At 64.6% G+C, this 17,275-nt stretch carries 12 protein-coding genes; 5 read left to right on the forward strand and 7 right to left on the reverse strand.

Annotation, left to right across the window (positions count from 1 at the left end):
• Positions 1 to 291: 291 nt before the first annotated feature.
• Genes QX071_RS22425 through QX071_RS22435 form a run of 3 tightly spaced genes read right to left on the reverse strand, consistent with a single transcriptional unit; the run spans position 292 to position 3,456 of the window.
• Entirely contained in the window at positions 292 to 975 is a 684-nt protein-coding gene (locus tag QX071_RS22425) for an ABC transporter ATP-binding protein (protein ID WP_315704844.1), read from the reverse strand.
• Complete coding sequence (locus QX071_RS22430; protein WP_315704845.1) at positions 968 to 2,194, reverse strand: ABC transporter permease; 1,227 nt, start codon at positions 2,192 to 2,194, stop codon at positions 968 to 970. Before QX071_RS22430 ends, QX071_RS22425 begins: the two co-directional genes overlap by 8 nt.
• Positions 2,191 to 3,456, reverse strand: coding sequence for an efflux RND transporter periplasmic adaptor subunit (locus QX071_RS22435; RefSeq protein WP_315704846.1), 1,266 nt, complete (start codon positions 3,454 to 3,456; stop codon positions 2,191 to 2,193). The genes QX071_RS22430 and QX071_RS22435 overlap by 4 nt, the downstream gene beginning before the upstream one ends.
• A 179-nt stretch (positions 3,457 to 3,635) precedes the next feature.
• On the opposite strand from QX071_RS22435, the gene mgtA reads away from it, so the two are divergent.
• From mgtA to QX071_RS22455, 4 genes are all read left to right on the forward strand, one after another.
• Positions 3,636 to 6,206, forward strand: coding sequence for a magnesium-translocating P-type ATPase (gene mgtA, locus QX071_RS22440; protein ID WP_315704847.1), 2,571 nt, complete (start codon positions 3,636 to 3,638; stop codon positions 6,204 to 6,206).
• Between the two features lie 230 nt (positions 6,207 to 6,436).
• Positions 6,437 to 7,366 carry a DMT family transporter gene (locus QX071_RS22445; RefSeq protein WP_315704848.1) on the forward strand — a complete coding sequence of 310 codons (930 nt, stop codon included), beginning with the start codon at positions 6,437 to 6,439 and terminating at the stop codon, positions 7,364 to 7,366.
• A 133-nt stretch (positions 7,367 to 7,499) separates the two neighbouring features.
• Positions 7,500 to 8,345 carry a metal-dependent phosphohydrolase gene (locus tag QX071_RS22450; RefSeq protein ID WP_315704849.1) on the forward strand — a complete coding sequence of 282 codons (846 nt, stop codon included), beginning with the start codon at positions 7,500 to 7,502 and terminating at the stop codon, positions 8,343 to 8,345.
• Between the two features lie 137 nt (positions 8,346 to 8,482).
• Complete coding sequence (locus QX071_RS22455; protein WP_315704850.1) at positions 8,483 to 9,403, forward strand: DMT family transporter; 921 nt, start codon at positions 8,483 to 8,485, stop codon at positions 9,401 to 9,403.
• Between the two features lie 44 nt (positions 9,404 to 9,447).
• Here the strand turns inward: QX071_RS22455 and QX071_RS22460 are convergent, their stop codons facing one another.
• The 3 genes from QX071_RS22460 to ftsH form a co-directional block, all read right to left on the reverse strand.
• A complete protein-coding gene (locus tag QX071_RS22460; RefSeq protein ID WP_315704851.1) occupies positions 9,448 to 11,133 on the reverse strand; it encodes a methyl-accepting chemotaxis protein in 1,686 nt (561 codons plus the stop codon).
• Between the two features lie 182 nt (positions 11,134 to 11,315).
• Positions 11,316 to 13,001: a methyl-accepting chemotaxis protein gene (locus QX071_RS22465; protein ID WP_315704852.1), complete on the reverse strand. Its 1,686-nt coding sequence runs from the start codon at positions 12,999 to 13,001 to the stop codon at positions 11,316 to 11,318.
• Positions 13,002 to 13,329: 328 nt separating this feature from the next.
• Complete coding sequence (ftsH, locus tag QX071_RS22470; protein WP_315704853.1) at positions 13,330 to 15,168, reverse strand: ATP-dependent zinc metalloprotease FtsH; 1,839 nt, start codon at positions 15,166 to 15,168, stop codon at positions 13,330 to 13,332.
• Between the two features lie 97 nt (positions 15,169 to 15,265).
• Between ftsH and QX071_RS22475 the strand changes: the two genes are divergently transcribed.
• Complete coding sequence (locus QX071_RS22475; RefSeq protein WP_409977585.1) at positions 15,266 to 15,556, forward strand: ChaB family protein; 291 nt, start codon at positions 15,266 to 15,268, stop codon at positions 15,554 to 15,556.
• A gap of 107 nt (positions 15,557 to 15,663) precedes the next feature.
• Here QX071_RS22475 and serA read toward each other — a convergent pair whose 3' ends face one another.
• Positions 15,664 to 17,253: a phosphoglycerate dehydrogenase gene (gene serA, locus QX071_RS22480; RefSeq protein ID WP_315704854.1), complete on the reverse strand. Its 1,590-nt coding sequence runs from the start codon at positions 17,251 to 17,253 to the stop codon at positions 15,664 to 15,666.
• Positions 17,254 to 17,275 lie beyond the last annotated feature (22 nt).

Below are 17,275 nucleotides of genomic sequence, written 5' to 3' on the forward strand. Positions count from 1 at the left end.
TCGCGGCCGGGACCGCTCGCACGCGAGGCGCCCCACCGGATAAAGGAAGCGGCCCGGCTAGGCAAGCAAGAACGGGGCTTTTGGACCCGCCAGGGCGCGTCCAAGCCTTTGATAAGCCCCAAAATTTCATGCCGCCCCACCCGTCGGGTCGGATTGCGCCCGGTCATCCCGCTTCTTGGCGGCGGAGTCTCCCGGAGCTTGCCTCAATCACCACAGGACGACGGCAAATGTAGGTCATCGGTGCGTGTGGCCGTCGAGAGCGTGCTGCAGCCCACGGTCACATCGGCGGCGTCAGGATTGGATCCGGCCATCGACCACCTCGATGATGCGGTCGCAGCGGCGCGCCAGGTCGAGATTGTGCGTCACCAGAAGGAAGCTGGTGCCGCTCTCGCGATTGACCTGCCGCATCAACTCGAAGACGGCGTCGGCGGATTTGGTATCGAGATTGCCGGTGGGCTCGTCCGCAAGCACCAGGTCGGGATTCATGGCCAGCGCGCGGGCCACCGCGACCCGCTGCTGCTGACCGCCGGACATGTTGGTGGCGAGATTGTTGGCGAACTTCTCCAGGCCGACCTGCTGCAACAGCTTCAGCGCGCGCTGCTCGATGTCTGTGCTCGGGAAGCCGCGATCGACCAGCATCGGCATCATGACGTTCTCCTTGGCCGTGAATGCCGAAATCAGCAAATGATATTGGAACACGAATCCGATGGTGTGGCCGCGCAGGCGAGTAATCTCGGTGTCGCCGAGTGCCGCCGTATCCTCGCCCTTGATGGTGAGCTGGCCGGAGGTCGGCCTGTCGAGCAGACCGACGATGTTGAGCAGCGTGCTCTTGCCGGAGCCGGATGGGCCAATCAGCGCGACGAACTCGCCACGGTCAACCTCGAGGTCGATGTCGTGCAGCACCTCGGTCTCGGTCGGCTGGCCGATATTATAGGCTTTGCAAACGTTCTGAAGACGCAGGATTTCCTCAGCCACGGATCGCCACCACCGGATCGAGCTTGGCCGCGCGCAGCGCCGGCGCCATCGCCGCCAGCAGCCCGGTTATCGTGGCGAGCAGCGCAGTCATCACGAAGAGCTGGCGTTCGAGGATCAGCGGAAACAGCTCCGAGCCATCGGCCTGCCGCGCAACCGAGTGCCAATAGATCAGGGCGCCTGCCCCTAATGCCGCTCCGAACAACGAGCCGACAAAGCCGAGCAGCCCTCCCTGCAACAGGAACACGCGCAAAATCTGGCCGCGCGAGGTGCCCATCGCGCGCAGGATGCCGATCTCCTTGGAACGCTGAATTACCGAGACGATCAGCACGGCCGCGATGCCGAATGCGACCGAAAGCCCGACGAATAGCCGGATCAGCGTATTGGAGGTCTCTTGCGCGCGCACGGCCGTGAAGAACTGCGCGTTGGTCTTGATCCAGCTGTCGGCCTTGACGACGTTGGATGCCTGGATGCGCTGCGCGATTGTCTCGGCGGCGTAGATGTCCTGCACGGTGATGTCGATGGTGGTGACGCCGCCGATCATTCCGAGCAGCGACTGCGCCGTACGCAAGGCGGCATAGGCCGCGCGCTGGTTGACACCTTTGCTGCCGAGATCGACCAGTCCGGTCACCGTCAGCACGCGATTGGCGCCCGAAGCCGCCTGGATGTTGAGCTTGTCGCCGACGGAGGCGCCGAGATCCTTGGCGAGTTCGGTGCCGATGATGATGTCGTCGCTGGTCAAACGCGGCTCGCCGGCGGCGATATAGTCTGGGATCTTGACGATCTTGAAATAGGTCTCTGGCTCGATGCCCGACAGCGTGACCGCGCGGCTGGCATCGCCGCGAATCGCGAGCACGGAGCCCGCAATGGTCGGCGACACCGCCGTCACCTCGGGCATCGCCTGCATCTGGTCGCGGATCTTCGGCCACTGGTCGATCGAGATCACCCGCTGGCTCGGGCGCTGCACGACCGCGTCCTCGATCACGCCCTTGTCATTGCGCAACGGCCGCGCGACCTGATCGGGCGTCAGCAGCTGGATCTGCGGCTGCGAGGTCAGCACACGTTTGATGAAATTCGCTTCCAGCCCGGCCAGCATCGCCGACATGAACACGATGACGCCGACACCGATGGAGATGCCGCCGATGATGAACAGCGTTTGCAGGCGCCCTTCGCGCAGGAAGCGCACCGCGGCGATCCACTCGAACGGCAGCCAGCGGTTCACGACAACACCGGACGCAGCCGCTGGCCGGTCAGGATGCCTGAATTGGCGGGAATTGCGACATCACCGGCCGAGAGGCCGCCGACGATCTCGACGTGGCTGTTGCCGCGGATGCCGACCTGCACCGGACGTTTGACGGCCCGGCCATCCTTCACGCCGAGCACCCAGGGCTGCCCCGAGGTGAGATCATGAACGGAGCGAACCGGAAGGACCAGCGCATCGTTCTTCGAGGCCACGTTGATGTCGACCGACACCGTCATGTCCTGCCGCAGATAATCCGGCGGATCCTGCACCGTAAGTTTGACCTGGACCGATGCCCGGGAAATGTCGATGCCGGGATTGATGTAGCTGACGATGGCGGCGAAGCGCCGGTCCGGATAGGCATCCGCCGACGCCAGCGCCTTCTGTCCCAGCGCGAGCTTGCCGAGGTTGCGCTCATCGATCTGCAACACGAGCTGGACCTCACCGGCGGGCGCGAGCACCAGCAGCGCCTTACCCGGCTGGGCCACCGTGCCCCGCTCGACATTGCGCGTGATCAGAACGCCATCGCGCGGCGCCACAATCGTGGCATACCCCAGGCGCGACTGCGCAGTGTCGAGATTCGCGCGCGACTGGTTCAACAGCGTCTCCGCCATCACATAATCGCTGCCACCCGGACTTGCGGTAAAGACCTGGAATTCGGCCGCACGCTTCTGTGCGAGCGCGACGTCGAGCGTCTTCTGCACGTCGTCGAGCGCCTGGCGCGTGGCATAGCCGCCCTCCGCCAGGTGCGAGGTGCGATTATAGGTCTGCTGCGCATTCAGCAGCGTGGCCTGCGCCTGGGTCAGGGCCTCCTTCGCCGAAGGCAGCGTCAATTCGGCGAGCTGGCGCATCCGCGCCTCGGCCTGCGCCACCGAGCCCTGCGCCTGCACGACGGCTGCCTTCAGCTCACGCGATTCCAGCGAGATCAGAGGCTGTCCTTTGGTGACGCGCTCGCCCTCCCGCACCAGCACCTCCTCGACCGTACCGGTGACCTGGCTGCCGATCTCGACCCGATAGGGTGTCTCCACATGACCACTGGCGACGACCGTTTCGACCAAATTGCCGCGCCTGACCTGGTCCACCACCACAGCGGGGCCAAAGATGACACGAGCGCCTTGCCAGGCTCCAATGCCGGCCAGCAGCAGAACGGCGAGAATAAGCCAGCGATGAGCGGAAATCGCGGACCACACCGCATGCACTTCGATGGTGCGCTTGGGCGGAAGGACGGCAGAGTGTTGAACCATCACATTCATGACAGAACCGGCCAAAGCGCGGTCTTCTCTGTTGGACCATGTCGGTCGAGATTACAGCAACTAATACACCAAGCTGTTCCCGTGTTGCGCTGGGTCAATCGCCTGACAAATCTTCATGCAAATCAGAGAGGAACATGGACAGTCATCCATGAAGATGAATGGAGCCGCCGGTGGTCAACGACCTGAAGCAGACTGAGCACCAGTTCTGGCGGCTGTCGCCGGCACAGGCCGGCGACATGCTCGGTTGCGGCCTCGATGGCCTCAGCAGCGCCGAAGCCGGCGAGCGGCTGGAACGTTACGGTCCGAACAGCGACGCGCCGCCCCACGCCGTGGGCCCCTTGCGCGCCGTGCTGCGCCGCCTGCTCGAACCGCTCTCACTCATCCTGCTCGTCGCCGGGGTGATCTCGATGTTGACCGGCGACGGTATCGGCGGAACCATCATCGTGCTGATCCTGGTCCTTTCGATCGGACTCGACACGGTGCAGGAAGGGCACGCCGTCAGAGCCGCCGAGATGCTCCGCCGCTCCGTCGCATTGAAGGCGGAGGCCAAGCGCGATGGCGTGTTCCGCGAAATCGAGGTCGACGCCGTCGTGCCCGGCGACGTCTTGCGCATCCGCGCCGGAGATATCGTGCCGGCTGACGCGCTCATCCTCGAGAGCATCGCCTTCACGGCCGGTGAAGCAGCGCTGACCGGAGAACCCTATCCCGTCACCAAGCGTCCGGGTGTTCCAAGCGATCCGGACGAGAGATCGAATGTCGTATTCCGCGGATCGGTGGCACAGACCGGTGAAGCGATCGCGATTGCTGTCATGACCGGGCCGAACACGGTGTTCGGCGCCGCAGCCTCGGCGCTGGCCGAAGCCCATGGCCGGACTCCGTTCGAGCGCGACCTGCATGAATTCGGCCTGGTCACGGCGCGCCTCACGCTCGCGCTCGCCTTCATCGTGCTGTCGATCCGTGTCGTGGCCGGCCGGCCGGTGCTGGACTCTCTCTTGTTTGCTGTCGCACTCGCGGTGGGGCTGACGCCGGAACTGCTGCCGATGATCACGACCGTGACGCTGTCGCGCGGTGCGCTGCGCATGGCCGGTCGCAAGGTCATCGTGAAGCGGCTCGCGTCCATTCACGATCTCGGTGCAATGTCGATGCTGTGCACCGACAAGACGGGAACGCTGACCTCGGCGGAGATCACCCTGGCACGCAGCGTCGCGCCCGATGGCAGCGACAGCAAGCGCCCGGCCGAACTCGGCGCGATCGCTGCGGCGCTTGGCGGCGACCGTGGCTCGCTCGATGCTGCGCTGGTGGCCGGAGCCGGTCATGCCGCCGAGGGCTGGAGCCTCGGCGGTCGCCAGGCTTTCGACTTCTCCCGCAGGCTGGGATCGGCACTCGCGGTCAGCTCGCTGGAACGGGTGCTGATCGTCAAGGGGGCGCCCGAAGCCGTGCTCGAACTCTGCACGACGCAACGACATGGGACAAACACGGACAGCATGGACAAGGCCGGCCGCGCGGCTGCACTCGCGCAGGTTCATGCGCTGGCCCAGGAGGGATTGCGGACCGTTGCCATTGCCTCCCGCCCCTGGCCCGGCGCGCCCCGCGAGATAGAGACTGAGGACGAACTGGACCTCGTCTTCGAGGGTCTCTGTGCCTTCGCCGATCCACCCAAGCCGACCGCAGCGGCGGCGATCACGCGGCTTGCACATGCAGGCATCGGGCTGAAGATCCTGTCGGGCGACGATCCCGTGGTGGTCAAGCGGCTCGCCGGGCTGGTGGGGCTGAAAGCCGAGCGCGTGCTATCGGGCAGCGACATTGCCGAACTCAGCGACGAGGCACTCGCCGTTCAAGTCCACTCCGCCGATGCCTTCGGCCGGCTCGCGCCCGACCAGAAGTCGCGTATCGTCAAGGCGCTGCAGGCCTCCGGCGAGGTGGTCGGCTTTCTCGGCGACGGCATCAATGATGCTCCGGCTCTGAAGGCCGCCGATATCGGATTATCAGTTGATTCCGCGACGGGCGTCGCGCAGGCAGCGGCCGACATGATCCTGCTCGCCTCCGATCTCGAAGTGGTCGCCGACGGCGTGGAGGAAGGACGACGCACCTTCGCCAACATCCTGAAATACATCCGGATGGGCGCAAGCTCCAATTTCGGCAACATGCTGTCGATGGCCCTGGCTTCGGTCGTGTTGCCGTTCCTGCCGATGCTGCCCACTCAGATCCTGCTCAACAACCTGCTCTACGACTTATCTGAGCTTGGCATTCCCTTCGACTGCGTCAGCCCGCGGGCGACAGCGCGGCCGCAGCTCTGGAGCATGAGGCGTCTGGTCCGCTTTGCGGCGATCATGGGTCCCCTGTCGTCGGTGTTCGATATCCTGACCTTCGCGGCGCTGATCTACCTGTTCAAGGCTTCGCCGGACGAATTCCGCACTGCCTGGTTCATCGAATCCATGGCGACGCAGATTCTCGTCATCTTCATCATCCGGACCAACGGGCCGCCCTGGAGCGATCGTCCCGACCCCGCGCTGACGGCCTCCTCGCTGATCGCGCTTCTGGTCGCAATGATCATTCCGTTCACGCCGGTCGGGACATGGTTCGGCTTCGTCCCGTTGCCAGCAGCGCTGCTTGGCACCATCGCGCTGCTGGTTGTCCTCTATCTCGTCTGTGCCGAGCGCCTGAAGTCACTCGCGGTGCGCCCGATGGTGCGACACGTGAGCCGAAGATACAGGCGACACCGACACGAAGCGGGCGCGTGAGGAAGCGGGCATGTGGCAAGGCATCACGGTTACAGAGATTCGGTTTGCTGCGGGCTCGATCCGTCGCGCCCCGTCGAAGCAGGCGGGCGCCCGCTGCATAGTTGCGATGCATCTGCCCCCTTGATAGGCACTCGCAATTGATGTCTTTGGATTGAGCCGAGGCAAATGCCGGCTCGATCGCAGTCGGGCTCGAACGTCGCGGCGCATCGAACCGGGCCTTAGACCTGATCATGTCCGCCGCAGACCCCGCCGCGCCTGCTTCACCTGCGCGCGCCTGGATCGCCAACCAGCCCTATCTGCTGCTCAGCATCACCGCGCTGTGCTGGGCGGGCAATGCCATCGTCGGCCGGCTTGCGGCCGGTCACATTCCACCGGTGACCCTGTCGTTCCTGCGCTGGTCACTGGCCTTCCTGATCATTCTGCCGTTCACCTGGAAGCAGCTGCGGCAGGATTGGCCCGCGATCCGCTCCCGGCTCGGTCTCATGATCACGCTGTCGATCGCCGGTATCGGTGCCTTCAACACGCTGCAATACTGGTCGCTCGAATACACCCAGGCGCTCAACATCCTGCTTCTGCAGTCCGCAGGTCCGCTGATCGTGGCGGTGTGGTCGATCCTGCTGCTGCGCGTCCATCTCACCGTCGCGCAAGGCCTCGGCATCCTGCTCTCCATGGCGGGCGTGCTCACCATCCTGACACGTGGCGATCTCACGGCACTTACGCAGATCAGCTTCAATCGGGGCGACCTGATCTTCCTGGTCGCGATGGCGATCTTCGGCTTCTATTCCGTGCTCTCGCTGAAACGGCCGCCGATCCACGGCCTGTCGTTCGTCACCTTCACCTTTGGCTGCGGCGCCGCCAGCCTGATCCCGTTGTTGGCTTGGGAGCTCTATGCCCGCCCCGTGATGGCATTCGACGCCAAGAACCTGCTGTCACTGCTTTACGTGGCCATTTTCCCCTCGACGATCGCCTATCTCTGCTTCAACCGCGGCGTGCTCCTGATCGGCGCCAACAGGGCAGCGCCGTTCTTCCACGTCGTGCCGGTATTCGGCTCGATCATGGCCATCGCGTTCCTCGGCGAACGGCCGCAGGCGTTCCATTTTCTCGGCTTTGCTCTCGTACTCGCGGGCGTGTTCGTCGCCTCGCGCAAGCAGGCGAGCTGACCCCGACCTGAGGCAAATCGACCCGGGACGGGGTTTTCCGGTCCCCATAGATGCTGTCGCACAGCCGCGCTATGCTGAGCGTGGCGGTCTCGTCCACCCGACGGCGGGCTCGCGATCTTTCGGGGTAACCGAGATGACGACCGTTCCGGAACTGGTAGCCGACGCGCTGGGCAAATTCCTGGCCAACTATATGCGCCGCCGATTTGGGTCGCAGCAGGCTGAACTGGTCGAGATGGTGCCCTCGATCGCCCGGATCGCCATCGAATGCATCGGCAACAGCGATGCGCTGTATCACAATGTCGAGCACACGATGCTGGTGACCTTGGCCGGCCACGAGATCCTGCGCGGCCGGGCACTGCACAGCCACATGCCGGCGGAAGACTACGCCCACATCATCATCGCCTGTCTGACCCATGATATCGGCTATGTGCGCGGCCTGTTCATGGCCGACGACGAGGACGGCTACGTGGTCGACGACTCCGGCCGTAAGATCACCTTGCCGCGCGGCTCCTCCGATGCGGCGCTGATGGCCTATCACGTCGATCGCTCCAAGATGTTCGTGAGGGAGCGGATGGAAGGGATTGCGGCGCTCGACAAGGGGCGGATCGCCGCGGCCATCGAGGGCACGCGATTTCCCTGCAGCCTCCCGGACGGCACCGAATCCAGCGACGACGAAGCGGCGATCCTGCGCGCGGCCGACCTGATCGGCCAACTCGGCGATCCCAACTATATCCGCAAGGCCAATGCGCTCTATTACGAATTCGAGGAGACCGGCATGAACCGCCAGCTCGGCTATTCCTCGCCCGCCGACCTCGTCAATCTCTATCCTCAGTTCTATTGGAACAGCGTCGCGCCACACGTGCAGACCGCGATCCGCTATCTCAACGTCACTTCGGTCGGACGGCAATGGATCGCCAACCTCTACAGCAACGTCTTCCGCGCCGAGCGCGAGATCTCGCTGTCCGGTCCGCAGACTTGAGCCGATCGCGTCGCGAGCGCAAGCGCATCGCCGACCAAGCTTGCCGCCCGATGCATGGCACCAATACGCCAGCCCCGCTTGCCGCCGGAGACGATTAGGCCCAACTTGCCGTTGCCCTGCACATCTGCATTTTTTCCTTGCTGACAAAACCCGCATCTCCGTTGCGCTGGCTCAACAACCAGCCCTATCTGTTGCTCGCTCTCGCCTCGCTGTTCTGGGCCGGCAACATCGTGTTGGCGCGCTATGTCGCGGGCCATGTGCCACCTTTGACGCTATCCTGCATCCGCTGGATCGGCACGTTCCTGATGCTCTGGCCGTTTGCCCGCCCCCATGTGAAGCGGGACTGGCCTGTGATGCGGGCGCATTGGCCATTGCTGCTGCTGTTCGCGCTGACGGGATTCGCGCTCAACAACGCGTTGTCCTATTGGGCGATGCAGTATACGCAGGCGCTGAACGGGCTGCTGATCCAGTCGTCCACCCCGCTGTTCGTCGCCCTGTGGTCGCTCGCGCTGTTCGGCGTCCGCCTCACCGCGCCGCAATTGACGGGCATCGCGGTCTCGTTAGCCGGCGTCCTGGTGATCCTGTTGCGCGGCGACCTTGCTGCTCTGGCCAACATTCAGTTCAATCGCGGCGACCTGATGTTCGCTGGCGCGCTCTTCACGTTCGGGCTCTATTCGGCGCTGATGTCACGACGGCCGACCATGCATCAGCTGTCCCTGATCTCGTTCTGCACCGCAGCCGGAGCCTTGCTGCTGCTGCCGCTCGCGGCGTGGGAATATTCATCCGGTGCCGTGCTCAAGCCCGATCTGCTGTCGCTGTCAACATTGGCTTATGTGATCGTCTTTGCATCGACGCTCGCCTATCTGTTCTTCAATCGCGGCATCAGCCTGATCGGTCCGAACCGCGCCGCGCCGTTCCTGCATCTGGTCCCGGTGTTCGGTTCGGCGCTCGCGATCCTGTTGCTCGGCGAGCAGCCGCAGCTATTCCATCTGATCGGCTATGCGCTGGTGCTCGCCGGCGTGATCACCGCGTCCCGCTCGGGTAGCGCAAAAAAATAGGGCAGCCGCGGCCGCCCTACCTGTTCTTCCTGATAAGAGCGAATTCAGGCCGCCCGGACCTTGGCGAGGAAGCCGTCGACCGCCTGGCGCAGCAGGCCGGATTGGTTGTCGAGCTCGCGGGCATTGGTCAGCACATCCGAAGCCGCGGCCCCGGTGGCCGCAGCGGCCTGGGTCACGCCGCCGATATGGGCACTGATCTCGTTGGAGCCCGCGGCCACCGACTGGATGTTGCGCGCGATCTCGCGCGTCGCATCGCCCTGCTGCGCGATCGAGGTCGAGATCGAGCCGGTGATCTCGCTCATCTGCGCGATGGTCTGGGTGATGCCGTTGATCGCCGCGACCGCGTCGTTGGTAGAGGTCTGCATCGCCGCGACCTGCGCCGAGATCTCTTCGGTCGCCTTGGCGGTCTGATTGGCCAGCGCCTTGACCTCGGAGGCAACGACCGCGAAGCCCTTGCCCGCCTCGCCGGCGCGAGCGGCCTCGATGGTCGCATTGAGCGCCAATAGGTTGGTCTGCGCCGCGATGCTGTTGATCAGGCCGACCACCTCCCCGATCTTCTCGGCGCCGGTCGAGAGCACCTTCACGGTCGCATTGGTGCGCTCGGCGTCGCTGACCGCCTGGCTTGCGATCTCGCTGGAGCGCGTCACCTGGCGGGAGATCTCGGCGACCGAGCCCGACAGCTCTTCGGCGGCGGCGGCCACCGTGCCGACATTGCTGGTGGCGCTTTGCGACGCGGCACTCACCGTCGAGGCGCGCACGCTGGCATCGCTTGCGGTCGCCGTCATCGACTGCGCCGTGCTTTGCATGCCCTGGGCAGCCGCTGCGACCGAGCGCACGATGCCATTGACGCTGCGCTCGAACTCGGCCGCCAGATTCTCCATCGCGGCCCGACGCTCCCCGGCCGCACGCTCCTGGGTCGCCGCCTCCGCCTGCTCAAGCTCGCGCATGCGCAGCGCATTGTCCTTGAATATCTGCACGGTGGCGGCCATCACGCCGACCTCGTCGCCGCGGCCGACACCGGGGATCTCGCCGTCGAGCCTGCCGTCGGCGATCTCCTGCATCCGCCTGCCGAGCAGGTTCAGGGGAACGCTGATGCTCCGGCCGATCATCCAGGCGATGCCGCCTGCAATTGCGACGATGCCGAGGATCGCAAGGCCCATCATCCATTTCAGCGGCCCCATGCGCGCCTCGATGTCGTCGATATAGACGCCGGTCCCGACATACATGTTGAAGAAGGGAATCGCGGCCGCATACGCCACCTTGGGAATCGGCTGGGTGGTGCCCGGCTTCATATAGTCGAAATACATCAGATGCTCGCCCTTGGCCGCGACATTGTCGCGCCATTCGCGTGCGATGAAACGGCCATTGGTCGACGTGTTCAACCGGTTGACGCCGATCTGCTTCGGATCAGGCACCAGGATCTGCACGCCATCCATGTCAGCACCGAACAGGTAGCCGTCGCCATTGTCGTAGCGGATCGAGTTGCCCCGCCTGCCGAACTCGGCAAGCGCCGCCTCCTTGGTCATCCGGCCCGCCTCGACCTCCTTTTGCAGGCCCGCGGCCATGCTGCGGGCGACGTCGATCACGGCATGGATCTGCTCGATCTTGGCGTTCAGCATCTCCCGCTGCATCAGATAGCCGGCAAGGGTGCCCGCGATGCAAAGGCCAATCAGCGCCACGCCCACCACGATGGCGAGCTTGGGGGCGATCTTCATATTGTTCAGCTTCACGGGGCACTCCACGGCAGGGACGAACCGAATTGGCATGACAACCGGTCACGCCTGCCGTGAAGGTAAATGGAAACCCTTTAGCGCCCGGTTACGACCGGCGACTTTCCGCCATGCCCGCCACGAATGCGCCCCTGACGCCAATGACGGGCGCAGGATGCGCTCGCCATGGCCGCAGACCTCGATCAGGCCGCGCGCACCTTGGCCAGGAAGCCGTCGACGGCCTGGCGCAGCAGGCCGGACTGGTTCTCGAGTTCGCGGGCATTGGCCAGCACCTCGGAAGCCGCCGTGCCCGTCGCCACCGCGGCCTGGGTCACGCCGCCGATATGGGCGCTGATCTCGTTCGAGCCCGCCGCGACCGACTGGATGTTGCGGGCGATCTCGCGCGTCGCATCACCCTGCTGCGCGATGGAGATCGAGATCGAGCTGGTGATCTCGCTCATCTGCGCGATGGTCTGACCGATGCCGCTGATCGCGGCAACTGCATCGCCGGTGGAGGTCTGCATCGCCGCGACCTGCGCGGAGATCTCTTCGGTCGCCTTGGCGGTCTGGTTGGCCAGCGCCTTGACCTCGGAGGCGACGACCGCAAAGCCCTTGCCCGCCTCTCCGGCGCGGGCGGCCTCGATGGTCGCATTGAGCGCCAGCAGATTGGTTTGCGCAGCGATACTGTTGATGAGGCCGATCACCTCGCCGATCTTCTCGGCCCCGGTCGAAAGCACCTGCACGGTCGCGTTGGTGCGCTCCGCGTCGCTCACCGCCTTGCTTGCGATCTCGCTGGAGCGCGTCACCTGGCGGGAGATTTCGGCAACGGAGCTCGACAGCTCCTCGGCCGCCGCCGCCACGGTGCCCACGTTGTCGGTCGCGCCCTGCGTGGCGGTGCTGACGGTGGAAGCCCGTGCCGTGGCGTCGCTCGCGGTCGCCGTCATCGACTGCGCAGTGCTCTGCATGCCCTGGGCCGCCGCAGCGACCGAGCGCACGATGCCATTGACGCTGCGCTCGAACTCGGCCGCCAGGTTCTCCATCGCGGTGCGGCGCTCCGCGGCCGCACGCTCCTGGCTGGCGACCTCCCCGCGCTCGAGCTCGCGCATGCGCAGCGCATTGTCCTTGAAGATCTGGACCGTCGCAGCCATCGCCCCGACCTCGTCGCCGCGCCCGACGCCGGGGATCTCCGCATCGAGCCTGCCGTCGGCGAGCTCGCGCATGCGGCTGCTCAGCTGATTGAGCGGGCCAGAGATGCTGCGCCCGATCATCCAGGCAATGCCGCCGGCGATCACGGCAATGCCGAGGGTCGACAGGCCCAGCAGCCATTTCAGCGGCCGCAGCTTGGCATCGATGTCGTCGATGTAGCTGCCGGTGCCGAGATACATGTTGAAGCCGGGCACTGCGACCGCGTAGCTGATCTTGCGGTTCAGCGTCTCCTGACCGGGCCGGGCGAATTCGTAGGTCAGAAGGATTTCACCTTTGGCCTTCACGCCGTCCATCAGCTCTTGGGACAGCTTGCGGCCGCCGGTCAACACGTCCATCCGGTTGGTGCCGACCTGCTTGGGATCGGGCGCCAGCACCGTGATGCCCTCATAATTGGTGCCGAACAGATAGCCGTTGCCGTTGTCATACGTCATGGAATTGGCGCGGCGGCTGAATTCGGCCAGTGCGGCCTCCTTGCTCATCTTGCCGGCCTCGACATCCTTCCAGATGGCCGCCGCCAGGTTGCGCGCGGTCTCGACGATCGCCTTGGCTTGGTCGATCCGCGCGTTCAGCATCTCACGCTCCATCAGCTGGCTCGCGAGCGTACCGGCCGCACCGAGCCCCAACAGCGCAACGCCGACGACGATGGCAAGCTTGGGCCCGATCTTGATGTTGTTCAGCAGCACGGCAGCTCCTCCGAGGGATTTTACGAACGTTCGAGGCAATTCCTCTCAAGCTAGCTGCGGTTTCTTAGTACTTGCTGTACGCGGAAGTCGGTAGAATTGCGGAGGACGCGCGTGATCTACGCACGCTCTGATACGGCCAGCCTGCAGACACGATTCTAGATCGTTGAGGGCGCGGAACTGTCGATGCAGCGCTCCACGGCAGCCAAATTTACCGTCGCCTCGTGGCGCGCGCAGACCGGCCTGGTACAGATCATTCTGCCTCAAGAACTCATCGAGTCCTTCCGGACCGCGCATCGCGCGGAGCCGTTGGCTCGCCTCAGCGACGCCGTCACGCCGACAGCTTCTGCTCCGCCAGAGGCCGCAGCGGCGGAAACTCGTCCGCGGTCAGCGTCTCCTTGGTGATCAAAAGCGCGACGCCGCGCTCGAGGTCTTGGCGGTGGCCTTCGAGAAGGCTGCGCGCCCGCGCATCGCCCTCGGCGATGAGATCGCGAACCGCGAGATCGATCTCCCGACCCGTGGCCTCCGCGGCTGAGACCACCTGGTCCTGCGCCTGCAGGAAAGACATCTGAGGCCGTGGCGCGTAGGTTCGCTGGCCGACGGTCTTGTCCATCCCGTATTTCGTGACCATTTCGATCGCAATTTCGGTCGCGCGCTGCAGATCGTCGGCGGCGCCGGTGGAGACATCGCCGTCGAAGATCAGCTGCTCCGAAGCGCGGCCGCCCATCAGCACCGCAATGCGATTCTTCAATTCGCTGACCGATAGCAGGAAGCGATCCTCGGTGGGTCGCTGCATCGTGTAGCCGAGCGCGCCGACGCCGCGCGGAATGATCGAGACCTTCTGCACCGGATCGACACCGGCCAGATTGGCCGCGACCAGCGCATGTCCCATCTCATGATAGGCAACGCGGCGACGCTCAGCAGGGCTGAGGACTCGGCTCTTCTTTTCGATGCCGGCGACGATGCGCTCGATCGCGACCGTGAAATCGTCGAACGTGACTTCGTGACCCTTGCGGCGGGTCGCGGCGATCGCGGCCTCGTTGATCAGGTTGGCAAGGTCGGCTCCAGTGAAGCCAGCCGTGAGGCCCGCCACTTTGTCGAGATCCACGTTGGCGGCCATCTGGATCTTGCGGACGTGCACCTTGAGAATTGCGAGCCGTCCACTTTTGTCGGGACGATCGACCAGCACCTGGCGATCGAAGCGACCGGCGCGCAACAGCGCCGGATCGAGGATTTCCGGCCGGTTGGTCGCGGCAAGCAGGATGACCCCCGAGCTCGGATCGAAGCCGTCGAGTTCGGCGAGCAGCTGATTCAGCGTCTGCTCCTTCTCGTCATAGCCGCCGAACGAGCCAGCGGCGCTGCGGCTGCGGCCGAGCGCATCGAGCTCGTCGATGAAGATGATACAAGGTGCGGCCTTCCGCGCCTGCTCGAACAGGTCGCGCACGCGCGCCGCACCCACGCCAACAAACATCTCGACGAATTCGGAGCCGGAGATCGAGAAGAATGCAACGCCGGCTTCGCCCGCGACGGCGCGCGCGAGCAAGGTCTTGCCGGTGCCGGGCGGACCGACCAGCAGAATGCCCTTCGGCACATGCGCACCCAGGCGCCCGTAAGCCTTCGGATCCTTCAGGAACTGCACCACCTCCTGCAATTCGAACTTTGCCTCTTCGACCCCGGCGACATCGGCGAAGGTGACCTTGGTGTCGGTTTCGACATAGACCTTGGCCCGCGACTTGCCGATCGACATCAATCCGCCGAAGCCTTGGCGGTCCATCACCCGACGGCCGAGGAACACCCAGATCAGATAGAACATCAGCCCCGGGACCACCCAGGACAGCAGCGTCTGGATGAAACCGCCGGGCGGCACGCCGGTCACGGTGACGCCTTTGGCGGCGAGCTTGGCGGCAAGCTGCGGGTCCACCCGCGCCGTGATGAAGCCGGTCTTGCCGTCCGGCTGCTTGTCCTTGAACTTGCCCTGGATCGTGTCCTGGGCGACCGCGACCTCGGAGATCTTGCCCTGGTCGATCAGTTGTTCGAATTGACTGTAGGGGATGGTCTCGACCGTATTATAGGTGGTCAGCAGCCATTGCAGCAGCAGCATGCCGAAGCCGGCCAGCAGGATATAGCCGATGGCAATGGCCTGCTTGCGGGTGGACGGATCGGATTCCATGTGAGGCGCCTTTCGTCGGGTCGGGCATGCTGGTCATAACGCCGGAACGGCATCGCCTTTCCAAATCGACCACTTAACAAACGGCAGGTTCTCGGGCTTGTCCTGGATCAAGCCGCGCCGCACCCGCCATGGTTTGATGATCGACGAAGTCCAGCCGGTCGAGGACCCGGACGTGCCCTATGCCGAGATCGACGATCTTCCGCCATCGGTGCGAATGCACTTGCCCGTGCATGCGCAGGAGATCTATCGCGCAGCCTTCAACAATGCATGGACGCAATATGCCGCACGCGGGCCGCTTCAGCGCGAACGCATCGCCCACCGCGTCGCCTGGGCCGCGGTGAAGCACAAATACGAGAAGGTCGGCGACGCGTGGCTTTCGCGGGACTGAAGCAAAATTCTACAGCGCGGCATTTGACCACGAACCTCCCCTCCTGAGCCACAGGAGGGGAAAGTCTGCACGGCAACAACGTAAGACCGGCTGGGGCGCACCCCAGCTCAGAACGCCAGCGCCTTGGCCTGCTTGACCTGGGGCAGCGCCTGGATCTGCGCGAGCAGATTCGCAGGTACCGCGCCGTCCACCTCGACCAGCGCGATCGCATCGCCGCCGGCCGCGACGCGCCCCAGATGGAAGGTCGCGATGTTGATCTTGGCGTCGCCCAACAAGCTTGCGAAGCGGCCGATGAACCCCGGCTTGTCCTCGTTGGTGACGTAGATCATCGACTTGCCGAACTCGGCATCGACGCGGATGCCCTTGATGTCGACCAGCCGCGGCTTGCCGTCGGCATAGACCGTACCGGAGACCGCGCGCTCCTGATGCTCGGTGGTGACGGTCACCGTGATCAGGCTCTCATAGTCGCTCTCGCCGGCACGCAGGATCTCGTCGACGACCATGCCGCGTTCCTTGGCGATGACAGGCGCGGACACGACATTGACCTCGCCCAGCATCGGCCGCAGCAGGCCGGCCAGCACCGCCGAAGTCAGCGCCTTGGTCTTCATCTCCGCGACCTGCCCCTCATAGGTGATCTGGATCTTGGCGATGCTGCTCTCGGTGAGCTGGCCCGCGAACGAGCCGAGCTTTTCGGCGAGCGCGATGAACGGCTTCAGCTTCGGCGCTTCTTCGGCCGTGATGGAGGGGAAATTGATCGCGTTCGAGATCGCGCCGGTCAGCAGGTAGTCCGACATCTGCTCGGCGACCTGCAGTGCGACATTCTCCTGCGCCTCGGTCGTGGAGGCGCCGAGATGCGGCGTGCAGATCACATTGGCGTGGCCGAACAGCGGATTGCTGGTCGCCGGCTCCTCGGCGAACACGTCGAGCGCCGCACCGGCGACATGTTTGGAATTGAGCGCCTCGAGCAGCGCCGCCTCGTCGACCAGCCCGCCGCGGGCGCAATTGATGATGCGCACGCCCTTCTTCATCTTGGCGATCGCCGCGGCATCGATGATGTTCTTCGTCTTCTCGGTGAGAGGCGTGTGCAGGGTGATGAAGTCGGCGCGCTTCAACAGTTCGTCAAGCTCGACCTTCTCGACGCCGAGATCGCGCGCGCGCTCCTCGGTCAGGAACGGATCGAAGCCGATCACCTTCATATGCAAGCCCTGGGCGCGGTTGCAGACGATCGAGCCGATGTTGCCGCAACCGATCACGCCGAGCACCTTGCCGGTGATCTCGACGCCCATGAAGCGGTTCTTCTCCCACTTCCCGGCCTGGGTCGAGGCGTCGGCCTGCGGAATCTCGCGGGCCAGCGACAGCATCATGGTGATCGCATGTTCGGCGGTCGTGATCGAATTGCCGAATGGCGTGTTCATCACGATGATGCCCTTGGCGGTGGCCGCAGGAATCTCGACATTGTCGACGCCGATGCCGGCACGGCCGATCACCTTCAGCCGCTTCGCGCGCTCGATAATCTTGGCGGTGGCCTTGGTAGCCGAGCGGATCGCAAGGCCGTCATAGTCGCCGATGATGTCGGCGAGCTTGTCCTTGTCCTTGCCGAGATTGGGCTGGAAGTCGACCTCGATGCCGCGGTCCTTGAAGATCTGGACGGCAGCGGGAGAGAGTGCGTCGGAAATGAGAACCTTGGGTTTGGACATGGGGTCTATCCTGCAAAGCGGA

It is taken from the genome of Bradyrhizobium sp. SZCCHNS1022 (assembly GCF_032484835.1).
Classification (GTDB): domain Bacteria; phylum Pseudomonadota; class Alphaproteobacteria; order Rhizobiales; family Xanthobacteraceae; genus Bradyrhizobium.